The organism is Streptomyces sp. NPDC101234 (assembly GCF_044767525.1).
GTDB lineage: Bacteria > Actinomycetota > Actinomycetes > Streptomycetales > Streptomycetaceae > Streptomyces > Streptomyces sasae.
Genome location: NZ_JBIWOA010000026.1, coordinates 1 through 24227 on the forward strand (window position 1 = coordinate 1; position 24227 = coordinate 24227).

The following is a 24227-nucleotide window of genomic DNA, read 5'->3' on the forward strand; positions in this document are numbered from 1 at the left end:
CCGCGACTATGCCGAGCATCACGGCCCTCACACCAACTGCAGCCCCGCTCAGGGTCCTCAAGCTCGGCATAGTCGCGGTCTCGGCATAGGTCAATACAGAGAAGATCGACCCGTCCGTAACGGGCGATCGTCTTGGTCAGCACCTTCTCGTCGGCCGCTTCGACGAGCTCGTTGACCAGCTTGGTGGCCAGGACGTACTTGACCCGGAAGCCGGCCATCGCGGCCTCGGTGCCCAGCGCGATCAGCAGGTGCGACTTGCCGGTGCCGCTGTCGCCGATCAGACACAGCGGCAGCCCTTTGCGGACCCACTCGCAGGAAGCAAGGGTGTGGATGGCGGCTGGGTCGATGGCGGGGTTCGCGTCGAACTCGAAGGTGCGCAGTGCCTTCTCGCGGGGGAAGCCCGCGGCTTTGATCCGGCGCTCGGAGCGGCGGCGGTTGCGGTCGTCGCACTCGGCCATCAGCAGCTCGGCCAAAAACCCGCGGTAGGTCATCTGGTCGCGGGCCGCTGCGTCGGCGAGCTCGGAGAACTGGCCGCGCATGGTGGGCAGCCGCAGGTTGCGGCAGGCGGCATCAATGGCTGCGTCAGCAGCTGGTTCGGTCAGTCCGCGGTGACGGGTGACGCTCATGGCGGGACTCCCTTAACTGGTGGGACGCCCGGCCGACGGCCGGGTATGACGCAGGAGTTGGTCGTAGGCCGCCACCGACGGCAGCGGACGTGAGTCGGGCGGCAGCGCGGCCAGACGGCGTTCAGTCAGCGAGACCACAGGGGAGACGATCCGCCCGAGTGCGGTGTCAGGGCCGGCCTCGCTCGGGGTCTCGCGTTCGGCGGCTCGGCGTGCTTCCAGGGCGACCGCGTCCGAGGTCAGGGCCCCGGCCTGTAGGGCGGCGGCGATCCCGGCGACGACGTGGTCGTGGCTCATGTGCCGGTGCAGCAGCAGGACTTCGATCAGCGCGCGGGTGCCGGCCGCGTCGCCGTGTGCGCGGCTGGTGGCCTCCCACCAGGCGTCGTGCACCGGGGTGAACTTTCCCGCCGCCCGGGCCTGGTCCAGCGCGGTGGCGCCGGGCAGTGCTCCGGGTTTGCGCAGCAGTCCTTCCAGGTAGTGGTCCAGGTCCAGGCGGCTGCCGCCGCGGGTGGCCAGGCGCTCGTGGCGGGCGACTTCGGTGCGGCCGTCGTAGACCACCACCTCCGAGGCGTGCAGCAGGACGCGGACCTGGCGGCCGATCAGTCGCACCGGTACCGAGTAGCGGTTCATCCGCACGGTGATCTGCGCGTAGCGGTCCACTCGCGGGGTCAGGAGCCGTCCGGTCTCGAAGTGGTCCTCGGGCAGAGGTTGCAGCAGGGGCTTCTCGATGGCGAAGTACTCGCCGACGGTGCGGGGGCGCTCGCCGATCCGGCGGTGGTCGTCCTGCTGGTCCCATGCGTCGATGCGGGCGTTGAGCTCGGCGAGGGTGGTGACTTCGGGAACGGGCACGAGGTGGTTGCGGCGGAATCGGCCGACTTCCCCTTCGACGCCGCCTTTCTCGTGGGCGCCGTCGATGCCCGGCGTGCAGTAGAAGACCTCCAGGCCGGCCCATGAGCGGAACGCCGTCCAGCGGTCGGTCTCCACGCGGGCCCGGGTGAAGCCGAGGACCCGGGCGACGGCGGAGGTGAGGTTGTCGTAGCGCACCTTGCCACGCGGCAGGCCGCCCAGCACCTGGAAAGCGTGGAGATGGCCTTCGAAGAAGGCTTCCTGTCCCTGTGAGACGAAGATGCGGTGGACAGCCTTCCCGGAGAAGGAGAGCCGGAAAACGAACAGGTAGCACAGGGTGCGCACGCCGTTGAGGGTGATGTAGACGTCGCCGAAGTCGACCTCGGCTTCTTCGCCGGGCCGGTGGGTCTGCGGGATAAACACAGCGGGCGGTCCACGGCCCTCCTCGACCCAGATCTCGGGCCGGCGGCGCTTGATGTAGTCGCGGACCCGGCCGTAGGAGACGTTGTCCATGCCGTGCTCGTCCACCAGCCGGTCGAAGACGCGCTTGGCGGTGTGACGCTGCTTGCGCGGAGCATTCAGGTCGGCGCGCAAGATCGCGTCGATCAGGTGCTTGTACGGGTCCAGGACCGATGCACGCTTAGGCATCGGCTTACGCGGAGTAGGCCACGGTGAAGTCAGTGCCTCGCGGACCAGCCGCCGGTGGACCCCGTAGCGGCGGGAGAGCTCATGGATCGACAGCTTCTCCGTACGCGAGTCCCGGCGGATCGCCGCGAAGAGCTCAACCTTGGATCTCGGGCCGTCCATTCGGGCCCCCTGGCTGTCGGAAGCACAACTGATGCTCCCACCGCAAGACCGCACCTGGGGCCACTTCTGACGAACACTCAATTCCTGATCAAGCCCCTGGGGCCAACGGACTCGTTCCACCGGGGCCAGAGAAGCCGTTCACAGCCACCCGCCGCCTGATTGACATAGGCGCCATCGGACTCGCTCCGCAACGCCCTTCTGCCACATAACGGCCGCCCCTGAGTTGGTCGGACACCGAGCGGATAACCAGCGCTTGACTTCATACCCGTATCCGAGCGTCCATGGTCGCGGCCGACCGCCGAGGGGGATCACGGACCACCGCGATCCACCACGTCGTCGGCCCCGTCAGCCCGGATCACCCGCGATGCGCACGCGCCGGCGACACCAGCGGCCCGCACGGGACCGCACCCCGGCCGGGGACCTCACCTCTTCACCTCTCAGGAAACGAGGCCCCTTCATGTCCCAGACCACGACGGTCGATCAACTGGCGGACCTGGCCCCCGCCGCCATCACCGTCTACACCCAGCTGGTCGCCTTCACCGAACCGGCCGCCGTCGACGACATCGCCAGTGCAGCCGGAGCCGCCCGCTCCAGCACCTTCAAGGCTCTTGTCGCGCTCGAGAAACGCGGTCTCGCCCGCCGCGACCGCGGGATCCAGAACGGACCCTGCCGCCGCCCTGACCTCTGGTGCGCCACCACCGTCGATTCCTGTGCGGCGCCCGACAAGGCCGCCGCCCAAAAGGGCCCGGTCGACCCAATGACCGACGCGACATCCGCCGGCGAACCGGCTGCGGACGTCACCGACTCTGACGCGGTGCCGGACGCGCCCACGGCGGACAGGAGTGAGAGCACCTGTGATGCCCCGGAGCCTGAGAAGACCGCCGCTCCCACTCCTGCCCAGCACACCGAACGCGCGGTGCCGACCAGCCTCGCCCCCGGTGGCTCCCTGCCCGGCGGAAACCAGCGACTCGCCCCCGGAGGCCTCCGCCAACTCGTCACCGACCACCTCAACGCCCACCCCGGTGAAGCCTTCACGGCCACCCGGATCAGCCGCGTGATCGACCGTTCCTCCGGCGCCATCGCCAATGCCCTCGCCACTCTCGCCAGGCAGGGCCTCGTCGAACAGGTCACCGACCGCCCGCGCACCTACCGCGCGGCGATGCCGGAACGGACCGTGTAGTCCATCGACGAGGCACGCCGGGCCCGTTCCAGTCCAGAAGAGGAACGGGCCCGGCGGCTCACGTCCTCGCTTTCCCACCGACTCCGCGAACCGCGCCCAGTGGGGTTCAAAGCGGTGACGGACCGCTCCTTGGCAGCCATGGGGCGGTCAACTGCCTTGACGCCCGTCACGAGCGGTGGTCGAAAGAACCCGGTGCTGCTCGCGCGCAGGGTGATGCGGAGGTGGCGTTTATGCAGGAAGCCTGGTGCGCGAGCCACCTGCGAGCCACTGCCGGACCACCTGCCGGGAGCCGCGCGTCCGGGGGTTGAGGTCCGAGTCGACGTCCGCCATCAGCGTTCGCCGCGATTGCCTTCTGGCATGCATGTGCGAGAACGGCACGTCTTTCCGGTGGCCGGTGTACGGGTACCCCGGGTCGTGCATCGCGGTGTATTGGGCAGTTGTGTGTGGCCGGCGGGGCACATCGGGGTGAGGGCGGGGCGGGTGAAGACCAGGACGTCCTCGTGCTGGATCACGGCAAGTGGGATGCCCTGGCGGCGGGCGTCGCGCACATTCTTCATCTGGAAGAACGACGGACGCATGATCAGGCGGCTGTTACGAATCCCGGCCAGGAGCGCGACGCAGCGTTCGGTGGGGGTCAGTCCGGCCGCCTGGCCGGCGGCGAGGACAGCGGAGGGCAGGTCGATGAGTTCGCCCTGCTCGCGCCAGGGGCGGGTAGTGACGACCACGGTGCCGCCGGGGCGCAGGACGAGCCGGCACTGGGTGAGGATCCCTGCGAAGGCGTCCAGGAGTTGCTCGGTGGAGACGTGGGCGAGGTTGGAGGGGTCGTGGCTGTAGCGGTAGTCCTTCTTGACCACGCCGCGGTCGCCGGTCTCGCGGCTGGAGCGGACCTGGCCGTGCACTGAGTTCCCGTACGGCGGTGAGGTGACGACGAGTGCGATCCTGCCGTGGTGGCGTTCGTCGATCAGGTCGGTGAGGTGGCGGGCGTCGCCGCATGCGACCTGTCCGCTGCCGCCTTCCGTCGCCTGCAGGGTGTGGGTGACGTTGGCCCGGGCCAGGTCGGCCCAGCGCGGTTCGTACTCGGTGCCCAGGGCGTGGCGGCCGAGGCGGATGGCTTCGACGAGGGTGGTGCCGATGCCGCACATGGGGTCCAGGACCAGTTCGCCGGGGCGGGTGTAGGTGGTGATGGCGTGGGCGGCGATCTGCGGGAGCATCTTGGCGGGGTGGGCGGCGGAGCCGGATACGTATCGGTCGGCGCGCTGGGCGGGGGCGGAGGTCGGGGCGGTGTTCCACACCGAGAGGGGGGAGGGCATTGCGGTTGTCCTGTTCCTCGGTCTACGCGTGGGTGATCGCGGAGAGTGCGATCAGGTCGCAGTGCGCGACGCCGCGGGATGCGTCCGGGGGCGGTGCGGGGACGAAGCGGTTGCCGATTGGGGGGCCGTAGACGACCGCGATGTGCTGGAGGTAGCGGAAGCCAGCGGTGCGGGCGGATGCGATCAGCGTGCCGAGCGGGTCGGTGAGGCGTCCGGAGTCGCGGCGCTGGCGGGTGGCCAGCAGCAGGAAGCCGTTTGTGGGGAGGAGCCGGTGGGCGCGGTGGAAGAAGCCGGGCCAGCCGTCCTCCAGTGCGCCGGGCATCTCGCTCGGGCTGGCCGGCAGGTCGCCTGCGGGGGCGGGGAGGGCGTCGGGGTGAAGCTCAGCAAGAAGAATGGGCGGCTTGACCGTGACGTCTTCGGCGTCGGTCTTGGAGGAGAAGGACGTGCACGGGATCCGGGCGTCCATGCCGGGCGCCATGTCCCGGATCGCGATCTTGAACAGCGGGGCGGGCCCGTGGTCGGGGCGGCCGATGAACTCGGTGCGGACCTTGTCGATCGCCCAGGCGGGCAGTACCGCGCCGGGGATGGGGGCGGCGTTGGGCTCGTCCGGGTCGGGGAACCAGATCGTCGTCGGCAGGGGGCTGGACGTATGCGGGCGGGAAGCGGTGGAGCGGCGGGACGGAGTCTTCGACATGGGCGGGGTGGCGCCCGGGATCGTGGGTGCGGCCGTCTCGTGCTGACGTGAAGTAATAGGAACTCAGCAGCCGATCTTTGCCATCGCCGGGCACGTGTTCGACCAGCGGTCAGCTGCCGCTGCACGCTAGAAGGTGTCCCCGGTCGCCCCCGCCGCGCACCATGTCTGTGCAGGTCATCACGTATGCGAACCAGTGGCGCGCCAGCACCGAGCCACCGCCGGGCCACCTCAGTTCACCGCACAGCGAGGACGGAAAACCGGAGCCGAGATTTTCTGTGTTCGATTCCCGTTCCGGCGGCTGACGCGTCGCATCAGGTCATCAAGGGCGGGCCAGTGTCAGGCCATCGCACGCGCCGGACCATTCGACCGCGGCAGGCACGGCGTTGGCGTGGGGGTGGGTCGTTGATGGCACGAAGGCTTGGGAGGGGTGGCGGCGGAAGTTGTCCGCACCGCTCACGGGAGATGCGCCATGCACCACCGTCACCACGCCAACCGCCCTGTCGTCCACCCGGAGAGCGCCGCGCGCTCACCGCTCGGGGAACTGGAGCAGGCGTTCCTCGCCCTCGCTCACAGGGTGGAGCCGCTCACGCTGCCCGCGCACCTGGTGTGCGACGCCCCGGACCGCACGGCGTGGCCCGTCGACCGGGTGCGCACGCATCTCGCCCACCCCTCCACTCGGCCCGAACTGCGTGAACGGACCTGGAACGAGGTGATCCGGCGCGCCCACGAACTGGGCGAGCCGTGGGACGTGGTGGCGGTCGCCATGACGGTTCCGGTGCTGCGCCGGATGCTCGCCCGGCTGGCCCGCCCCGTTCACCTGGAGCGCGCCGAAGTCGAGCAGGAAGCCCTGGCCGCCGTCGCCGCAGCCCTGCGCACACTCGCCCCCGGGGCGGAGCGGCTTGACCGGGAGCTGTTCAGCGCCGCCGACCGGGCCGTGCACCGACTGGTGTACGCAGCACACCGTCGCGCCAACCGAGAAACCGTCCCGGCGGCGCTGCTCCTCGACCACCTCTGCTCCGTCCCCCAGGCAGAGCACGGTGAGCCGGCGGACGAGTTCACCGTGCTGGCCCGCGCCGTACAGGCCCGCGTGGTGGACGTGTCCGAAGCCCGGCTGATCGCCCGTACCCGCCTCGGCGGCGAGCCCATGGACCGCTTGGCGGCCGAGCGCGGGGTGAGCGTGCGTCAGCTCTACCGGCACCGCAGCACTGCCGAGCAGCACCTGGCCACCCATCTGCGGTGCCAGTTGCAGGAGCAGTAGGCGGCCGGCCGGGGGATGTTCGGTGGTGGGATGTCAATTCCCGTCACCGGGATCTCTATTCACGGTGACGGCGGCCCGCCCGGCTTTGTGTCGGACCGTCTGTCGTGGTCCGGGGCGGCGGCCGACGCCCCGGACCACAGCTCCGCGACACCGTGCGGGGTGAGCACGACCGTCTCGTGCTGACACCCGAGAACCGCCTGCTGCCGCACTTCCGCGAGGAGGTCGGCGCCCGGGCCAAGGGTCTGCTCGCCCCGCACCGTCTCTTCTACGCCCCTGCGGCGTCCTCGTCCCCTCCCGCTCCCGTCCGGCTGTGTGCCCCGATGGAGGTGTGCTGTCTTGCCCGCAAGGTTCCCTCGGCCACGCCGACCGCTCGCCCGCTGGTCCCTCCGGCTCGTTTGCACCACTGCCCTCACCACGTGCGCGCTCCTTATGCAGGCGCCTCACGTTTGGGCGGTCGCCGACATCCCGACCGTCATCAACAATCTGCGGGACTGGATCATCGGCCTCCTCACCGCACTGGCCACCCTGTTCCTCACCTTCGGTGGGCTACGCTATCTGATGGCCGGCGGTGACCCGGGGGAAGTCGAAGCCGCAAAGAGGGCGTTGAGGGCCGCGGCCATCGGCTACGGGCTGGCGGTCCTCGCCCCGGTGATCGTGACCGTGTTGCAGGGCATCGTCGGCGCGGACGGAGGCGGGCGGTGACTCCCGGCGGGCGCCGCGCCCGCGCTGTGCCCGCGCTGCTCGCTCTGGCCGTCTTCGTCCTGGTACCGGTGGTGGCCACCTCCACCGCCATGCGCCCGGCGTATGCGGCGACTCGGGCGCCTGTGGCTCCGCTGCCACCCGAACCTCAGCCCGCTCCTGGCCCCTCCGCTTCCACGCCCGGTCCCGGAACTGAGCCGAGACCTGATCCGCCCCCGACACCGGGTCACCCCGCACCCGCACCGAAGCCCTCGCCACCAGCACCGTCACCGGGCCCCATGCCGTCCGCATGCGAAGCGACCGGCGTCGGATGCGACAAGGGCACCAGCTGGGACTTCCTCGACATCCCCGGCATGATCGTGAACGCGATCACCTCGTTCCTCGGCATGCTGATCGAGCAGATCATGAAGCCGGTCCGCGAGTTCCTCGCCGACACCCTGCTGGCCACCCCGGATGTCACCCGGCAGGCCGACATCAAGCGGCTGTGGGCCGCGATGCTGGGCATCACGACGGGGATCTACGTGCTGTTCGTGACCGCGGGCGGCATCACGGTCATGGGCTACGAGACCGTCCAGAGTCGCTACGCCATCCGGCAGATCGCCCCGCGCCTGCTGCTCGGCATGATCGCGGCTGCCACCTCGCTGACCGTGATGGGCAAGGCGATCAGTCTGTCCAACGCCATGGCTCACGCAATCATGACCACCGACATGTCGGACGCCGGGCAGGGCATGGTCGAACGCGTCCTGCCCTTCGCCCTGTTCGGCGTAGCCGGGCTGAAGCTGTACCTGCTCATCCTCGCGATCGTGATGATCGCTCTGGTGCTCGCGGTACTGATCGGGTTCCTGGTGCGCGTCGCGGTGATAGCGCTGCTCGCCGTGGCCGCACCGCTGATGCTGGCGTGTCACGCTCACCCGCTCACCGATCCTGTCGCACGGTTGTGGTGGCGTGGACTGGCCGGCTGCATGGCCATCCAGCTCGCCCAATCGACGGCCTTCATCCTCGCTCTGAAGCTCTTCTTCGCCCCCGGTGCCACGACCCTGGGCATCGCCCACTCCGACCAGCTGGGCACGATGCTTGCCGGAGTGGCCCTGTTCTGGGTGCTGTTCAAGATTCCCGGCTGGACTCTCCAGGTCGTTCTGCGCGGCACCCCCGTGCACAACCCGCACGCCCCTGCCGGAGTGCGGGTCCTCAAGCACCTGGCCGTGTACCGCCTGATGGATCACTACCTGCCGGGCATCCGCCAGCTGCCCCACCGACCCGGCGGAGGCGCAGGAGGCGTGGGAGGCGCCGGGTTCGGCCCTGGCCGCGGTGGACCGGGAGGCCGCGGAGGCATCCGCCCAGGACGAGGCGGTGGCGGTGGCCGACCACCTGCAACCGGGCCGGGGCCCGGTCGTGGTCCCGCCCGCGGGGCCCGGGGGTGGGGTCGTGCGCTGCTCGCCCACGGGCGTGGGGCCCTGGCCCGCCCCGCCGGCCGATCGCCCGCAGTCGGCCAACCCTCAGCCAGCCAGTCCGCCCAAGGTGCTCAGGCCGGGCAGCCAGGCGGGCGTCGCGCGGGCACCGGTGGCGCGCGACCGGCGTCTACGGCGGGTGCCAGGGCCCGCGCCCAGACGTCTCGGCGCCCCGGCCGTGCCGTCAATCCCCCCGTTCGTACACCGGGAGGTCCCCGCACTGTGATCCACCCCGCTCAGGCGCGGCGGCGTCGGCAATTGACCCTGCCGATCGACGCCCAACGCGCTCCGGCCAGTCCTGGCCGGTCCACCCAGTTGTGGCTGCCCATCCGCGCCGAGCGCGTCCCGGCCTCATCCCCGGCAACTCCGGCAGCCCGAGCCCTGCCCGCCACACCACCCCCGGCCCGCCCCGCTAACGCACCCCGCGCACGCCAACTGGCCCTGCCCATTCCCGCACGGCGAGTCCCAGCCCGCCCACCGCGCCCCATGCAACTGCGGCTCCCCCTCGAACCGCCCCGGAGGTAGACCGTCCGTGAACCCGTCCGACGAGACCGCTCAGGCCCCGCATGCCACCCGCATCCCTGCCGACATTTCCCGCCCCGACCGCCTCCTGGGACCCTTCACCGCTCAGCAGACCGCCGTCCTCACCACCGCGGGACTCGTGCTGTACGGCGGCTGGTGGGCCACCCGCTCCTTCATGACGCCGCTCGCCTACGCGGTCATGGTGATCCCCGTCGCCGGAGCCGTGGCCGCGCTCGCGCTCGGCCAACGCGAAGGCATCGGACTGGACCGGTTCCTGACCGCCGCCCTCCGGCACGCCCGCACCCCCAAGCGCAGGGTGCACGCCCCGGAAGGCATCCCTCCGCTGCCCTCCGTCGTCCCCGACCACTGGGCCAGAGCCGCCGGACCACCTCCGGCAACGATGGACATGCCGTACGGCGGCATCACCGCCGCTGGCGTGCTTGACCTGGGCAGCGAAGGCACCGCGGCCCTGGCGACGTGTTCCACGGTCAATTTCGAGCTGCGTTCGGCGGCAGAACAACAAGGCTTGGCTGCGGCATTCGCGCGTTGGCTCAACTCCCTGACCGGGCCGACCCAGTTGCTGGTCCGCTGCCACCGCATCGATCTCGCCCCGCTTGCCGACTCCCTCCAGCAGGACGCCGCCGCGCTGCCGCACCCGGCGCTGGAGCGGGCCGCCCGTTCACACGCCGATTTCCTTGCCGACCTCGCCACCGGCGACAACCTGCTCGGCCGGCAGATCGTGCTGGTCGCCCGCGAGGAGATCCCACCACACGGGCTGCGGCGGAATGCCGGTGACGGACGGACGCTCCAACGGCTCGATGAGGCAACCCGGGCCCTGGCCGCTGCGGAGATCGCCGTCACCCCCCTCGACGCCGATCGGGCCGCCGCCCTCGTCGGCGCGGCCTGCAATCCCGACACCCCGATCCCGCCCGCTGCCGCGCCGGAAGGTGACCGCGCATGACCCGAATCCGCCTCGGCAGGCGACTCTCTGCTCCCCCAGCCCCCAGCCTTGACACCGCGGGACTGCTCGACGTCGCCGGCCCCGAAGCCATCGAGGTCCACGCCCGCGCTCTCGCGGTCGGCGCACACCTCGCCACCACGCTGGTGGTCACCGGCTACCCGGCCGAGGTCGCCCCCGGCTGGCTCGCCCCACTCCTGAACTTCCCCGGGCACCTCGACATCGCCCTGCACATCGAGCCCGTCCCCAACCCGATCGCGGCCGCCGGGCTGAAGAAGCAGCGGGCCCGTCTGGAGTCCGGCCGCCGCACCGGCTTCGACAAGGGGCACCTGGACGACCCGGAGGTCGAGGCCGCCGCTGCGGACGCCGCCGAGCTCGCGTACCGGATCGCGCGCGGCGAGGGCAAACTCTTCCACGTTGCCCTCTACCTGACGGTGCACGCCCCCAACGAGGAGAGCCTGGCCGAGCAGGCAGCCGCGGTACGGGCGGTCGCCGAGTCGCTGCTCATGACGGTCGCCCCGACGACATACCGGGCGCTTCCCGGCTGGCTTGCCACTCTCCCCCTCGGCATCGACACACTGAAGATCCGCCGTACCTTCGACACCGCCGCGCTCGCCGCCTGCTTCCCCTTCACCAGCCCCGACCTGCCAGTCACCGCCGACGAGGACGGTACGGCGTCGGGGGTGCTGTACGGGCTGAACGCGGTCTCCGGCGCCCCGGTGCTGTGGGACCGCTTCGCTCAGGACAACTACAACTCGATCACTCTGGCCCGTTCCGGCGCCGGAAAGTCGTATCTGGCCAAACTGGAGCTGCTCAGGCTGCTGTTCACCGGCGTCACGGCCTCGGTGATCGATCCGGAGGACGAGTACGTCCGCCTCGCCGAAACCGTCGGCGGCAACGTCATCGCACTCGGCGCAGACGGTGTACGCCTCAATCCCTTCGACCTCCCGGCAGCGGCGGACAGCGGAGAGGATGTCCTGACGCGGCGCGTGCTGTTCCTGCACACGTTCGTCGCCGTCCTGCTGGGCACCGACCTGACCGCGGCCGAGAAGGCGGCGCTCGACCGGGCCTTCCTCGCCGCGTACGCGCGTGCCGGAGTCACCGGCGACCGGCGCACCTGGAGCCGTACCGCACCCACGCTCACCACCCTGGCTGCCGTCCTGGCTGAGGACGGCAGTCAGGCGGCGGCAGAGCTCGCCGACCGGCTGGTCCCCTACACCAGTGGTTCCCACGCCCAGCTGTTCAACGGCCCCAGCACCGCAGCCACCGCCGGGCATCTGGTGGTCTTCGCTCTCCGGCAGCTTCCGGAGGAGGTCAAGGCCCCGGCCATGCTGCTGGCTCTGGACGCGATCTGGCGGCAGGTCACCTCCCGCCGCGGCTTTGGCCGCCATCTGGTGGTGGTCGACGAGGCGTGGTTGCTGATGCGCGACGGGGCCGGCGCCCGGTTTCTGTTCCGCATGGCCAAGGCCGCCCGCAAGTACTGGACCGGCCTGGCCGTGGTCACCCAGGACGCCGACGACGTCCTCGCCTCCCCGCTCGGCCGGGCCATCGTGTCGAACGCGGCCACCCAGGTCCTGCTGCGCCAGGCCCCGCAGGCCATCGACACGATCAGCGTCACCTTCCACCTCTGCCACGGCGAGCGGGAGTTCCTGCTCTCCGCCGGCCGCGGCGAGGCGCTGTTGCTGACCGGTGACCGCCGCCACAAGGTCGCTCTGATCAGCATCGCGGCTCCCGGCGAGCATGAAGTGATCACCACGGATCCAGGCGAACTCGCCGCCCAGTACGAAGACGACCGCCATGACCCCAACAACCTCTACGCCGATGGGTCCGAGGCAGATGAGGGGTGGGCGCCGTGACCGGGCACGGCTGGCCGGCCGCCGCCCAGCCGCACGGATGGCTGGTCGACTTCCTGACCCACCCGGGAGCCCTCGGCACGGCGACGCTCACCACGGCCGTGGACTGGTGCGCAGCGTCCGCCCCCATCCTGATCCCCACGGCCCTCGCGTGCACAGCCTGTGGGCACGCCGCCCGGCGCCGACTGCTGCGCCTTCGGCAGCAACGCCTCACCACCGGCGCCCGCTGGGTGGAGCTCCTGGCTCCGCCCCAGGCCGCCCCCAAAGGCGGGGAAGTCCTCTGGGCCCAGCTGTCCGGGCTCCTACGACCATGGTGGCGCCGGATCCTCACCGGCCAGCCCCATCTCGCCTTCGAATACACCTGGTCCCACACCGGCCTGGGCATCCGCCTCTGGGTCCCCGGCACCGTCCCGATCGGCCTCGTACGCCGCGCCGTAGAAGCCGCATGGCCCGGTGCCCATACCCGCGTCACCGAGCCCAGCCCCCTGCTGCCACCGGCGCACGAAGTGACCGCCGGCCGGCTCCGACTGGCCCGCCCCGACGTCCTCCCCGTGCGCACCGATCACGCCACCGATCCGCTGCGCGCACTCCTGCAGGCCGCGACCGGCATGTCCGAGGACGAGTCCGCCTGCGTCCAGATCCTGGCCCGCCCAGCCACCGGCAGTGCGCTGCGCCGAGCCCGCCGCCAGGCACGCCGCCTCAAAGCAGGTCAGACTCCCCACCGGCTCCCCGCCCTGGCCGCGCTCCTCCTCCACCGCGCCCAGCCCGTCGCCACCGGCAAACAAGACCCCGAACACGCCACCGCCGTACGGCAATCGGCTGCCAAGCTCTCCGGATCCCAGTGGCAGTGCGCCATCACCTACGCCGCCACCTGCAGCCCCAAAACTGAACGCGCTCAGGACGTGGCGCGCGGACGAGCTCACGCGCTCGCCTCCGCCTTCGGCCTGTACGCCGACCGCAACTACCTGGCCCGCACCCGCCTACGCAACCCCGAACCACACCTGAGAGCCCGGGAGTTCCCACGCTCACACCCTGCCCTGCTCTCGGTACCGGAACTCGCCGCCCTCGCCCACCTACCCACCGACCCGGACGCCCCCGGCGTCCAACGAGCCGGCGCCCGCTCGGTCCTGCCACCCCCGCAAGTCCCCCAACCAGCACCCGGCACCGGGGTCAAGCCTCTAGGACGCTCGGACACCGGCGCCCGCCGCGGCGTCGGACTCGCCGTCCCCGACGCCCGCCACCACCTCCACGTCATGGGCGCGACCGGCTCCGGCAAGTCCACCCTCATCGCGAACCTCGCCCTGGACGACGTACGCCACCACCGCGGCGTCATCGTCATCGACCCCAAGGGCGACCTGATCACCGACCTTCTGGACCGCCTCCCCGACACCTGCGCCGACCGTCTCGTCCTCATCGACCCCGACGACCCGCACACCCCGCCCTGCCTGAACGTCCTCGACGGCACGGACATCGACGTCGTCGTCGACAACATCACCGGCATCTTCCGCCGGATCTTCACCGCCTTCTGGGGGCCGCGGACCGACGACGTGATGCGCGCCGCCTGTCTCACCCTTCTCAAGCACCGCGAGCGCACCCGCCAGCTGGTCACCCTCGCCGACGTTCCCCGCCTCCTCGGCGAATCCGCCTTCCGGCTGCGGATCATCCCCGCGCTCAAGGACCCGGTGCTGCGAGGCTTCTGGGCCTGGTACGAGTCGATGTCCGAGCCCTCCCGAGCGGCCGTGGTCGGCCCAGTGATGAACAAGCTGCGGGCCTTCCTGCTGCGTGACTTCGCCCGCCGCGCCATCGCCGCCGGGCCCTCCACCTTCGACCTCGCCAGCGTGCTCGACGGCGGCATCCTCCTCGCCCGTCTCCCCAAGGGAGCGCTCGGCGAGGAGACCGCCCGGCTGCTCGGCTCGTTCATCGTCGCCGGCACCTGGCAGGCGGCAGCAGCCCGTGCCCGTACCCCCGAACACACCCGGATCGACGCGACGCTGAGCATCGACGAGGCCCACAACTTCCTCACCCTGCCGTACCCGCTGGAGGACATGCTCGCCGAGGCCCGCGGCTACCGGCTCTCCATGCTGCTGGCCCACCAGCACCTCGCTCAGCTCCCGCGTGACCTGCGCGAAGGCATCTCCGCCAACGCCCGCAGCAAGATCTTCTTCAACGCCTCCCCGGAAGACGCGAACGCGCTGGAACGACACACGCTGCCGACGCTCGCAGCGCACGATCTCGCTCACCTCGGCCCGTACCAGGCCGCCGCCCACCTGCTGGCCGGCGGGGCGGAATCCGCCGCCTTCACCCTCACCACCCGCCCGCTGTCGCCTGCGGTGCCCGGCCGGGCCAAGGACCTGCGCGCGGCAGCCGGCGGCCGCACCGGATCACGCCCGACCACCCGCCCCTGAAGCCCTGAAGCACACCCTCTTCCGCTCAATTCACCCTCCTGGTGGTGCCCCGTCATGCCCGCACTCCCCCGCCCCGCCGTCGGCCCCGGCTCCCGCTACACCGCCCGCGCTTCCACAACCCGTCCACGCCCCGCGCGGCACACGGACGTCGCCGCGTTGTCCCGCATCCTGACGGCCCGGGACCTGTGGTTGGCCCGGATGGTCCACGAACACCGCGTCCTGACCACTCACCAGATCGCGAACCTCGCCTACAGCTCACTCCGCTCCGCCCAGCGCCGCCTGCGCACCCTGCACCGGCACGCCGTCCTCGACTCGTTCCGCCCCCTGACCCAGACCGGCTCCGCCCCCGAGCACTACACCCTGGGCCCCGTCGGCGCCGCCGTACTCGCCGCCCACGCCGGCTGCGACTTCGCCGACCTCGGCTGGCGCCCCAGTCACACCGGCCGTATCGCCTACTCCCCCTCCCTCGGGCACGACCTCGGCGTCAACGAACTCCTCACCCACCTCGCCGCCCACGGGCGCACCGCCCCCGCAACCGGCCTGCCCCTCTGGCTGTCCGAACGTTCCTGCTCCCGCCGCTGGGGCGACATCGTCCGCCCCGACGCCTACGCCCACTGGCACGACGGCGACCAAGTCCTGCCGTTCTTCCTCGAATACGACACCGGCAGCCAACCCCTGCCCCGCGTCGAGGCCAAACTCACCGGCTATGCCACCTTCGCCAACGCCACAAGCACCCGGCCGGCCCTGCTCATCCACACCCGCACCGCTTCCCGCGACCAGGCGATCCGCCACCGCCTCGCCACCCCCGCGCGGGAACTGGGCCTGTACATCGCAACATCGTCCGCAGACTTCACCACAACCAGCCCATGGGGCCCCTGGTGGAGCCCCCTCGGCCCCGGAGACACCCGCCGCACCACCCTCACCAGCCTCGCCACCCGCTGGTCCCGGCTCGCTCCGGCTTCCGATCTGGAACCCACCGACGCCGACACCGCCCTCACCCTCCCCGTCCCCCCGCTCCCGCCACCGCCCGAGGCGGAAGCATGAGCTCCCTGTTCGCCAAGGCCACCGGAGGCATCGGCTGCGCGGTCCTCGCCCTGCCGATGCTGGCCGCCCTCTCCATCGCCGCGCTGCCGGGCGGACCGTTCTCCGGCGGCAGCGCAGCCGCCTTGCCGAGCAAACAGGCACTGGCGGACATTCCCTCCTACATGCTCGCCCTCTACCAACGCGCCGCCCCCGAATGCCCGGGCCTGCCCTGGACGGTCCTCGCTGCGATCGGCAAGGTCGAGACCGACCACGCACGCAACCCCACCATGATCTCCACGGCGGGCGCGGTAGGACCGATGCAGTTCCTCCCGTCCACCTTCACGTCGTACGCCTACCCCGTACCGCCTGGCGGAAAGAACCCGCCCACACCGTGGGACCCGGTCGACGCCGCCTACGCCGCAGCCCGACTCCTGTGCGCCAACGGCGCGAAGAACGGTGAAAACCTGCGCCGCGCCATCTGGCACTACAACCACGACGACGCCTACGTGAACCGGGTCCTCAAGATCGCCGACAACTACGCAGCCGCTGCACCCGCCCCGACGAAGGCTGCATCCACCGCCGTCGCCTTCGCCCGCGCCCAGCTCGGCACCCCGTACGTATGGGGCGGCGACGGCCCTGCCGAGGGCGGCTTCGACTGCTCCGGCCTGACCCAGGCCGCCTACCACGCCGCAGGAATCAGCATCCCCCGCGTCGCCCAGGACCAGTACGACGCAGGCCCCCACCTCCCCAAAGGCACCCAACCGGCACCAGGCGACCTGCTCTTCTTCGGCACCAGCCCCAGCACCATCACCCACGTCTCGCTCTACATCGGAGGCGGCCAGGCCATCGACGCCCCACACCCTGGAGCCGTCGTGCGCCAAGGCCCCGACCGCACCGACTTTCCATCCTTCCAAGGCGCGACAAGACCCTCGCTACGAGGAAACAGCACCCGGTGACACGCATCCCGGCCCGCGAGGCGATCGGCCTGTTGCGAACGATGACCTGGGTGCTGTGCGCGGTCGGAGTCCTCACCCTGGCCTTCACCACGGTCAACGTCACCCGATTCGCCACCAGCCGGGACGTCCCCCTACCCATCGCCATCCTCCTCGACCCGATGATCGGCACCGCACTCGCCGGCGTCCTGTACGTCGACGCACACCTGGCCTCCTGGGGAATCAGCCCGCCGGCCTGGTCCACCACACTGCGCTGGAGCACCGGCTCCACTGCCGCCCTCATGAACTCCTGGCAGAGCCTGTGGCCCGACGGACAGATCGGCTGGCCACACCACGCCGACCCAGCAGCCGTCCTCCTCCACCTCACCCCCGCCCTACTCCTGATCGCCCTCACGGAAACGATCGCCGCCTACCGCCGAACCGTCACCGACCTCCTGGACCAGATCGCAGCGACAGATCCTCCCCCGCACCACCCTCAGCGCACCGATCACGGCACCAGCCATCCCGCCCCGCCGACCGCCTCGCTCCCAACGGGCCGAACCGGCCCCGAACCCAGCTCGATCAGTACCCCCACCAGCACCGTCGTTGGCCACAGCCATGCCCGCACGGGCGACGACACGGCCCGTCACACCCCGCCGGCGCCCGATCCGCCACCGGCCGACGACACGGCCTCAGACACCGACGTGTGGCAACGCGCCATCACCCTCCATGAGGCAGCCCGCGCCGCCACCGGAAACCCGGTCAGCATCTGGCGCCTACGCACCGGTCTACGCATCGGCCCACGGCGCGCCCGCCGAATCCGCGAACAGCTCCTGGCCCGGGACGGCAACCCGTCGCTGTCGATCAACTGAACCGCCGACCGGATCCGATCGCCCCGGGACTGATCGGATCCGGTCCACAGAACGCTCAGGCCCCGCTCACCGATCAGCGCACCACTGCCACACCGCACGCGTCGAACGGTCGTACCACCGCTCTGAGCTGGCCCGATCGGGAAACGATCGGCCCGCTTGACTTCCCGGCGGAGCGGAGCGTCCATGGTCGTGGCCGACGCACCCAGCGGACCCACGGACGATCCGTGAACCCGCCAACGCCACAGCCATGTTCACCCGGGAAACCCGCGATGCGCACGCGCCCGGCGAACACCCGCGGCACCGCATCTGCACGGTCCGCACCCCCGGCCGGGGACCTCTCCCACCCGACATCCGACGGAAACGAGGTTCCCCCATGTCCGACACCACGACCGACACCACCCGCACCCTGCACGCCGTGCCCAACCCCGAACCGCTCGCCGGCCTGACCGGCGCACCCGCCGCCATCTACGCCGAACTGGTCAAACTCACCGACGACGACACGGCCACGGCCGCCGAACTCGCCCTCGCCGCAGGCCTGGGCCGCTCCACCACCGGCAAGGCCCTGGTCACCCTGGAAGAACACGCCCTGGCCACCCGCACCCCCAGCGGCCACGACGGCCCCCGCCGCACCCCCGACCGCTGGCGCACCGCACCCACCGGGGAGAACACCGCTACGGACACCGAAACCGGCCAGGAACCCGTGACCGCCGAGCCGACCGACTCCACCTCCAACACCCCGGAGCCGAGCGCCGACAACAAACAAAGCGACAACGTCTCCGCCGACGAGGCCACGCCGAACACCTCCGACACGCCGGACACCGACAACGTGACGGCAGCCGACGTAACGCCGGACACTCCGGCATCGGATTTGGATGCCGAGCGGAGCCATGACGGCGCCAGCGGAGACAAAGGCTCGCATGCCGCCCAGGACAACCACAGCGCGGACACCGAGGAGGCCCCCGTCGCCCCGGAGACCGACCCCGACCAGCCGCCGGTAACTCAGGCGGAAACGAACGCTCTGCCGGATGCGAGGAAGCGGCTCGCCCCCGGAGCACTACGACAGATGGTCATCGACCACCTGTCGGCGCACCCCGGCGAGGCATTCACCGCCACGGGCATCAGCCGCGCCATCGAGAAGTCTTCCGGCGCCATCGCCAACGCCCTGGACAAGCTGGTCAAGCAGAACATCGCGGAACAGGTGAGCAACCGACCGCGCGCCTACCGACTGGCAACACCGCAGGCCAACGCGTAGTCCACCGGCGGAAAGCTAACCGGGCTGGTTCCCACGGGGGTTGGGAACCAGCCCGGTTGCCGTGCGATCCTTCCATACAAGCGGACCGCGGCGCGGACGGGAGGGGGATTCAGTGGCGGAGTGGCTGAGCGCGTTCCTGGCTGTGATGTCGGCGGGCATCGCCGTATACGCGGCGTACTGGACCCGCCAAATCCGCACGCGGCACCTGCGCGCGCACGGCGTACGAGTTGGCCCGCACCTTGCACGCGAATCTCACGACCGGTGCGACCGCTCGGGCGCGGTGCCTTTCTAGGCCGCCCGTTCACCTGACTTCTGCACTGCCGCCCGGAGCACTGATCAGCGCTCCGGGCGGCGCTCAAGAAATCCGTCCGGATGCCGAAACTCCGCGATCACGACTCCCTGAGCAGCTTCTGCGACCCCGTCGAAGACGTCACAGGAGCAGATGAGCACACTGCTGTGCTGCGCGTTTCACCCCCCGGAGCGAGATGTTCCTTCCCACCGAAGGTTGAGCGTTCTCACCGGACTTTGACCGCCACGCTTGCGAGACGGCCCCATCGCCCGCGCCTGGAGCGTGCGTGCCGCCTCGGTCGGTCTGCCCGCTCTCGGCACATTGCTGAACCAATCGCGTGCCCCGCCGAGGCACCACTCTGGTGAAGACGGGAGGCGGGCTCCTCGACTGTCCTGAGAAGCCCGCCCGTACACGAGGACCCGGGTTCTAACGCGCCGGTCAGACCTGCAGGATCAGCGCTTCCACCTGTTCGAGCGTCGTCACGCTGGCCTGGGCCGCGGCCCGCACTTTCGTTAGTTTCTCCATCCACTCGATCCGCTGCTCGGCCGGGAGCGCGTCTTCTCCGAGCTGGACTCGCAGGCGGTGCGCCTCCTCGAAATCCGTCATCAGGGTGTAGGCGGAGTCCACGGCGTGCTGGTAGCCGCCCTCGACGAGTTCCACACGGGCGGGCAGCTCCCGGCGCAGCGTGACCAGCTGGTCGTGCGGGTCGGTAGGCGGAGCGCCGTGCACGGTGGTGGCAGTGGGATTCGTGCTGGTTCCGGCCGTGGGGGATGTAGTGGTGCTTCCGGGGCTGCCTGGGGCCGGGCGACCGAGTTCCACGGGGAAGGTCTCGTCGAACCATGCCTTGTCGGCGACGTAGTGGGTGGGCCGGCCCTCGCTGTCAGGTGCGATCACCATCCCCGCGGTGATCGGCGTCCGGCCCTCGACCCAGTGCTGCTCGCCGTAACAGATCAGAGGCTTACCGTCTTCCGCCTCGGGCGGCTGTGTTGCGTCCGGGTGCTCCAGCACGGCCTTCGCGAACGCGAGGAGAAGCGCCCGGCTGACGCTCGGCGCGCTGGTTGCCGTGTACGCCAGAGTGAGGGCGGCGAGGGCGCTCTTGGGGGTGCGCCGCACACCCTTGCGGCCGTCGCCCGCCTCGCTGCCCTGACCAGCGGTGATGAACGGCTGCGGAGCGTGGATCAGCGCCGGTGCCATGCGCTGGGCGAGGGCGGCCCAGGCGGTCGCGTCGCCGGCCTCTGCCCCAAGGAGGAGCACCTTGAGTGACCGCGGGTCCTGCCCCGCGCCCTTCGCGGTCTCGGGGACGCCGAAGAAACCGAGGGCGGAGAGGATGTTACCCCGGTGCAGGAACAGTTGGGCGATGGCGGCGGACCACAGGCGGGTGCGTGCCTCTGCTGTCTTCGCCCTGGTCTGGCTCCAAGCGGGCTCCTGCAGCGTTCCCCTGACGATCGGCCAGTAGCGCCCTGTGTCGCGGACGGTGCGCGCGTTCGTCTGCTTCGGGGCCTCGGGCGGGATCTCGGGGAACACGAGCGCTGTGATGGCGCGCACCGCGATGTCGCGGAGTACGGCCGGGGAGACGTCGTCGCCCGCGGGCACGAGCGGCGCCAACGGGTTGAGCGGTCCGTTGGCGGTCAGCGCGTCGCGCACCCCGACCAGGTCGAGGAGGTCCGTACCGCGCGCGTCGGGAAACGCCTCGGCGAGCGCGTCCGCGAGGAGCAATTCCCTGGCGTATGCGTCCACGAGCGTCGCGAACAGGGCGATCAGGCGTGCATCCTCGTCGTAGGGCTGGATGCCGCGCAGGTGGTCGTTGACGTTCAGCGTCCGCAGGACGTGTTCGAGCGCCGCTGGCTTGGTGCAGCCGATCACAATCTCCGCGGAGACCGTGGCGATCTTTCCGGCCCGGACCGACGGGTCGGTCGCCTCCGTCTCCGGCTTGGAGGCGGCCTCGTTGAGCCGGTCGGAGAGCCGGTTCAGGATCTCCCGCTGGCTCAGCAGCAGCAGCTCGGGATCAGCCTTCTTGCCTTTCGGCATGGGCAGGAGGGACTGGGGCATCCCCGTGACCAGGTGTTCCGGACGCACACGGAAGATGTTGAGACGGGCCAGGGCACGGTTGTTCCCGGTCACGGCGGCCAGCCGCCACAGCTTCGACACCGTGCCGTCGGGGCGGGTGATCTGCCACTGCTGCAGGACGTTCATGCCCTTGGAGAGCTGGCCCGCGTCCACGAGGGACTCGGCCAGGTCGTAGCCGCGGGTCTTCCCGGCGCGCTCCAGATTCTCGGCGGCGTACCGCTGCATGTGGACGGCCACGTCGTACGGCTGCTCGGCGAGAGTGAGCGCCGCCTTCGGCTCCCCGTCCTCCTCCGCTGCCCGGACCACAGGACGCGGCCGTCGGCCACCGAGGGCGGCGAGGAGGGCCTGGCGCTCGCCTTCGAGTTCCCCCACGCGGCGGTCAGCGTCCTCGTGTTTCTGCGTGGCTGCCGCCAGGGCCTGCGCGGCGTAGGGGTCGTCACCGGCCGCGCGGCGGCAGCTTTCCCGCTCCTTCTCAGCGGTCTTCGCGGTCTTCCTGGCTTCGTGCAGCGCCAGCTCGGCGGCGATGAGGTCCTTGACGCGCTGGCTGGCCTCAGCAACGGGCGGCGACCAGCAGCTGACGGTGCGGTCGTTGAGGTCCCATGGGACCACCGCAGCACCATGGACGTCACACATCAGCAGGAGTACCTGCTCGTCGCCGGCCTGTACGAGACGGTAGGCCGTGGGCTTGAGCACCTTCTTGTTGTTCCGGCTGGCGATAAGGCCCTTGATCTCGGTGTCCGGGAGGGCGGTGGCCAGCCCCTCGGTGATCGCCTGCCGGGGAGGGGGTACGACCCCGAGTTCCGCGCAGGTGTTCTCGATGGCGTCCGCGAGGTACCGGCCGTAGGTATCGGTGCCGATGCGCGGGAAAATGCCGTCAGGTCGTTTCGCGACCATGGTGTTGTCCTTCCACCCGGCGTGCCGGGGGAGCACAGAAGCTCCCGTCTCTCGGGAGCGTGTCACGCGCCCGAGCGCCGAAGCCTCGTGCCGACGAGGAACAGGCCAACACCCTGCAGCAGGGAGTGCGGCGGTCCTCGCCCCGTACGGCCCACCTGCCAACGCCCGAAGGACGATCAGCCCCAACAACGCCTCGGTGGCGTCTGGACGTCTCGCAGCTTGCTCCTGCTCCGCCGACGGCGGCATGAGGCGGACGCCGGTGATGCGCCACCGACGTGCACCACGGAATCTGCCACCGGCTCCCGCGCATTACCGAACCAGGACTGCGGAGTTCGTTAGATCAGGTGAACTGGCAACCAATCGTGCCGACCACAGGTCGACTTGAGGTAATGCACGATGGCAACGGAGCGGTGGCCGCCGGCAAGCCGGGCTATGCGATCTGACCTGCGGGCCGTCGATGGTGAGCAACTCCGACCTGCGCGGAACTCCTGGCTCAGTAGGCCTGCAAGGTAGTCAGAGTTCGGTGAGAACGCTCAACCATCAGTGAAACGGGACACGAGGCATCACAAGGGACCGGCGCGCGTAACCGGCGGTCCGCGACCTGGCACGGAACACCAGGCCGCAGGACCGGTCATCCCCCGGTGGCCGTCAGCGACTCCTTGCCCCATGCCACCAGGGACGAGTGCACGTACCCGACGACGCCAGTGCGCTTCATCGTGACCTTCACCCATGCACCCTCGCCCTCCGCCCAGCCGTGCGCGGTGCAGGTGTCTCCCTTGTACGCAGTGCCGAGCGCCTTCGCGGACTTGCGTGGCTTGACGCGCACCGTCGCCGAAGTCCCGGTGATGCGGCAGAAGTCCTGCTTGAGGGCCACCGATACAGCCGAGACGTCCACTGGCTCGGCGGCCAGTACAGGAGCTGACATCGCGAGTAGCGGGACAACGAGCATGCTCGTCGTGAGCAGCGAGACGTGACGACGGGGCAACGAGCGCTCCTCATCTGCGGGTTCAGCGGCGTCGACCTGAAGACTGCTGCTCCTGCCACACACCCATCGCCCACTTTGACCCATTTAGCCACATACTCCGCCAATTCAGGTGAAGCGGCACCTCTTCGTGAACGCGCCAGTCGTTGTCGGAGGCACCCGGCGAGGCCTTCGGGTCCCCACCTGCCCGTTCCAGACCACGAAGCCCAGAGGCACCTTGCGCCGAGATTGACCAAAGGAGAAGGAGTAGGAGATGCCCCCGTCTCTCGTCCGCAATCATCTGCGTCCCGCCGTTTGGCGGCCTCCTGGGCTTGGTTGCCCTCTGCGGGGGTATCGCACCAGCTATCCCCTGGGCCCAGCCCCAGAGCCGGGCCGAACCGACGCACTGCAAGATCAAGGTGAGGAGCCTTTAGAGCTCGTAACAGGATCTTGTTGAAGTGCCCTCGTCGGGCGTGACCGATGTGACGATTCGGCCGTTCGGGATGGCGTGAGTACCCGGCCGTGGATCGTGGACGACGACTTGTGGGCGCTGATCGAGCCGTTGCTGCCGCCCTGGCCGGAGAAGTCGCCGGGGCCGCGGCCGGTGACGGACCGGCTGTGCCTGCAGGGCATCCTGTACGTCCTGCACAACGACATAGCCTGGCAACTCCTGCCGCAGGAGCTCGGGTTCGGCTCGGGGCAGACCTGCTGGCGACGGTTGGATCGCTGGCAGCAGGCTGGCGTCTTCGACCAGTTGCACCGCATTTTGCTTGCCGAGCTGAACGCGGCCGGACAACTCGACTGGTCCCGCGCGTGCGTGGACGGCTCCCACATCCGTGCGAAAAAAGGGGAGCCGACACCGGTCCGTCACCGGTCGACCGGCGGAAGACGGGCAGCAAGCACCACTTGATCTGCGACGGACGCGGCACCCCGCTCAAGGTCATCACCACCGCGGCCAACGTCAACGACGTCGCCCAGACCCTCGCTCTCATCGACGGCATCCCGCCTGTGGCCGGACGTCCCGGCCGGCCACGCCGCCGCCCCGACTCACTGCTCGGTGACAAGGGCTACGACTCCAACCCCCACCGCGAGGAGCTGCGCAGGCGCCGGATCCTGCCGGTCATCTCCCGCAGGAGTGCCCCGAACATCAAGGGCCTGGGCAAGCTCCGTTACGTCGTGGAACAGACCTTCGCCCTGCTCCATCAGTTCAAGCGTCTCGCCGTCCGCTGGGAACGCCGAACCGAACTTCACGACGCCTTCGTGTCGTTGGCCTGCAGCCTCATCTGCTGGAGGCGCCTGAAGAAGCATCGATCATGATCACGGCACGAGCTTTC

At 70.3% G+C, this 24227-nt stretch carries 18 protein-coding genes; 12 read left to right on the top strand and 6 right to left on the bottom strand.

Translation table 11 applies throughout. From position 1 onward, the window contains the following. Positions 1 to 626: ATP-binding protein (locus ACIRR9_RS37370; protein WP_403761411.1), on the bottom strand; the 626-nt coding region annotated here is incomplete at its 3' end. Positions 627 to 638: 12 nt separating this feature from the next. Continuing rightward, positions 639 to 2276 (bottom strand): IS21 family transposase, encoded by a 1638-nt coding sequence (gene istA / locus ACIRR9_RS37375; protein ID WP_403761414.1) that lies wholly within the window; start codon positions 2274 to 2276, stop codon positions 639 to 641. 457 nt (positions 2277 to 2733) lie between these two features. Here istA and ACIRR9_RS37380 point away from each other — a divergent pair, with 457 nt between their 5' ends. Further along, positions 2734 to 3456 (top strand): hypothetical protein, encoded by a 723-nt coding sequence (locus ACIRR9_RS37380; RefSeq protein WP_403761418.1) that lies wholly within the window; start codon positions 2734 to 2736, stop codon positions 3454 to 3456. A 329-nt stretch (positions 3457 to 3785) separates the two neighbouring features. On the opposite strand, the gene ACIRR9_RS37385 is transcribed toward ACIRR9_RS37380, so the two are convergent. Together ACIRR9_RS37385 and ACIRR9_RS37390 are read right to left on the bottom strand one after the other, a co-directional pair. Then, positions 3786 to 4766 (bottom strand): TRM11 family SAM-dependent methyltransferase, encoded by a 981-nt coding sequence (locus ACIRR9_RS37385; protein ID WP_403761421.1) that lies wholly within the window; start codon positions 4764 to 4766, stop codon positions 3786 to 3788. A 22-nt stretch (positions 4767 to 4788) separates the two neighbouring features. Then, a complete protein-coding gene (locus ACIRR9_RS37390; protein WP_403761424.1) occupies positions 4789 to 5460 on the bottom strand; it encodes a hypothetical protein in 672 nt (223 codons plus the stop codon). 469 nt (positions 5461 to 5929) lie between these two features. Between ACIRR9_RS37390 and ACIRR9_RS37395 the strand changes: the two genes are divergently transcribed. The 10 genes from ACIRR9_RS37395 to ACIRR9_RS37440 all read left to right on the top strand — a co-directional run bounded on the left by ACIRR9_RS37395 (position 5930) and on the right by ACIRR9_RS37440 (position 18682). After that, the gene (locus tag ACIRR9_RS37395) at positions 5930 to 6718 is read left to right on the top strand and encodes a hypothetical protein (protein WP_403761427.1); all 789 of its coding nucleotides are present in this window, start codon (positions 5930 to 5932) and stop codon (positions 6716 to 6718) included. A 429-nt stretch (positions 6719 to 7147) separates the two neighbouring features. Then, positions 7148 to 7420 (top strand): hypothetical protein, encoded by a 273-nt coding sequence (locus ACIRR9_RS37400; protein WP_403761430.1) that lies wholly within the window; start codon positions 7148 to 7150, stop codon positions 7418 to 7420. Between the two features lie 275 nt (positions 7421 to 7695). Then, positions 7696 to 9390 carry a hypothetical protein gene (locus ACIRR9_RS37405; RefSeq protein WP_403761433.1) on the top strand — a complete coding sequence of 565 codons (1695 nt, stop codon included), beginning with the start codon at positions 7696 to 7698 and terminating at the stop codon, positions 9388 to 9390. Between the two features lie 7 nt (positions 9391 to 9397). After that, positions 9398 to 10348, top strand: a complete 951-nt coding sequence (locus ACIRR9_RS37410; protein WP_403761436.1) for a PrgI family protein — start codon at positions 9398 to 9400, stop codon at positions 10346 to 10348. After that, the gene (locus ACIRR9_RS37415) at positions 10345 to 12201 is read left to right on the top strand and encodes a VirB4 family type IV secretion system protein (RefSeq protein ID WP_403761439.1); all 1857 of its coding nucleotides are present in this window, start codon (positions 10345 to 10347) and stop codon (positions 12199 to 12201) included. The genes ACIRR9_RS37410 and ACIRR9_RS37415 overlap by 4 nt, the downstream gene beginning before the upstream one ends. Further along, positions 12198 to 14603: a type IV secretory system conjugative DNA transfer family protein gene (locus tag ACIRR9_RS37420; RefSeq protein ID WP_403761442.1), complete on the top strand. Its 2406-nt coding sequence runs from the start codon at positions 12198 to 12200 to the stop codon at positions 14601 to 14603. Before ACIRR9_RS37415 ends, ACIRR9_RS37420 begins: the two co-directional genes overlap by 4 nt. A gap of 54 nt (positions 14604 to 14657) precedes the next feature. Continuing rightward, positions 14658 to 15647 (top strand): replication-relaxation family protein, encoded by a 990-nt coding sequence (locus ACIRR9_RS37425; RefSeq protein WP_403761445.1) that lies wholly within the window; start codon positions 14658 to 14660, stop codon positions 15645 to 15647. Beyond that, positions 15644 to 16582: an NlpC/P60 family protein gene (locus ACIRR9_RS37430; RefSeq protein ID WP_403761448.1), complete on the top strand. Its 939-nt coding sequence runs from the start codon at positions 15644 to 15646 to the stop codon at positions 16580 to 16582. The genes ACIRR9_RS37425 and ACIRR9_RS37430 overlap by 4 nt, the downstream gene beginning before the upstream one ends. Further along, a complete protein-coding gene (locus ACIRR9_RS37435) occupies positions 16579 to 17430 on the top strand; it encodes an extensin (protein WP_403761451.1) in 852 nt (283 codons plus the stop codon). The genes ACIRR9_RS37430 and ACIRR9_RS37435 overlap by 4 nt, the downstream gene beginning before the upstream one ends. A 373-nt stretch (positions 17431 to 17803) precedes the next feature. Next, the gene (locus ACIRR9_RS37440) at positions 17804 to 18682 is read left to right on the top strand and encodes a hypothetical protein (protein ID WP_403761454.1); all 879 of its coding nucleotides are present in this window, start codon (positions 17804 to 17806) and stop codon (positions 18680 to 18682) included. A 727-nt stretch (positions 18683 to 19409) separates the two neighbouring features. On the opposite strand, the gene ACIRR9_RS37445 is transcribed toward ACIRR9_RS37440, so the two are convergent. Both ACIRR9_RS37445 and ACIRR9_RS37450 read right to left on the bottom strand, forming a co-directional pair. Beyond that, positions 19410 to 21932, bottom strand: coding sequence for a hypothetical protein (locus tag ACIRR9_RS37445; protein ID WP_403761457.1), 2523 nt, complete (start codon positions 21930 to 21932; stop codon positions 19410 to 19412). A 631-nt stretch (positions 21933 to 22563) separates the two neighbouring features. Next, complete coding sequence (locus ACIRR9_RS37450; protein WP_403761459.1) at positions 22564 to 22857, bottom strand: SH3 domain-containing protein; 294 nt, start codon at positions 22855 to 22857, stop codon at positions 22564 to 22566. 544 nt (positions 22858 to 23401) lie between these two features. Here ACIRR9_RS37450 and ACIRR9_RS37455 point away from each other — a divergent pair. Next, a protein-coding gene (locus ACIRR9_RS37455; protein WP_403761462.1) for an IS5 family transposase occupies positions 23402 to 24210 on the top strand; the annotation gives its coding sequence in 2 pieces (ribosomal slippage) (positions 23402 to 23719 and positions 23722 to 24210; 807 coding nt in all). The last annotated feature ends 17 nt before the right edge of the window (positions 24211 to 24227 follow it).

Coding starts and splice junctions, on each gene's coding strand:
- ACIRR9_RS37380 (WP_403761418.1), top strand. CDS start 2,734: ATGTCCCAGACCACGACGGTCGATCAACTGGCGGACCTGGCCCCCGCC.
- ACIRR9_RS37400 (WP_403761430.1), top strand. CDS start 7,148: ATGCAGGCGCCTCACGTTTGGGCGGTCGCCGACATCCCGACCGTCATC.
- ACIRR9_RS37450 (WP_403761459.1), bottom strand. CDS start 22,857: ATGTCAGCTCCTGTACTGGCCGCCGAGCCAGTGGACGTCTCGGCTGTA.
- istA (WP_403761414.1), bottom strand. CDS start 2,276: ATGGACGGCCCGAGATCCAAGGTTGAGCTCTTCGCGGCGATCCGCCGG.
- ACIRR9_RS37445 (WP_403761457.1), bottom strand. CDS start 21,932: ATGGTCGCGAAACGACCTGACGGCATTTTCCCGCGCATCGGCACCGAT.
- ACIRR9_RS37440 (WP_403761454.1), top strand. CDS start 17,804: ATGTCCGACACCACGACCGACACCACCCGCACCCTGCACGCCGTGCCC.
- ACIRR9_RS37415 (WP_403761439.1), top strand. CDS start 10,345: ATGACCCGAATCCGCCTCGGCAGGCGACTCTCTGCTCCCCCAGCCCCC.
- ACIRR9_RS37405 (WP_403761433.1), top strand. CDS start 7,696: ATGCCGTCCGCATGCGAAGCGACCGGCGTCGGATGCGACAAGGGCACC.
- ACIRR9_RS37390 (WP_403761424.1), bottom strand. CDS start 5,460: ATGTCGAAGACTCCGTCCCGCCGCTCCACCGCTTCCCGCCCGCATACG.
- ACIRR9_RS37430 (WP_403761448.1), top strand. CDS start 15,644: ATGAGCTCCCTGTTCGCCAAGGCCACCGGAGGCATCGGCTGCGCGGTC.
- ACIRR9_RS37425 (WP_403761445.1), top strand. CDS start 14,658: ATGCCCGCACTCCCCCGCCCCGCCGTCGGCCCCGGCTCCCGCTACACC.
- ACIRR9_RS37385 (WP_403761421.1), bottom strand. CDS start 4,766: ATGCCCTCCCCCCTCTCGGTGTGGAACACCGCCCCGACCTCCGCCCCC.
- ACIRR9_RS37395 (WP_403761427.1), top strand. CDS start 5,930: ATGCACCACCGTCACCACGCCAACCGCCCTGTCGTCCACCCGGAGAGC.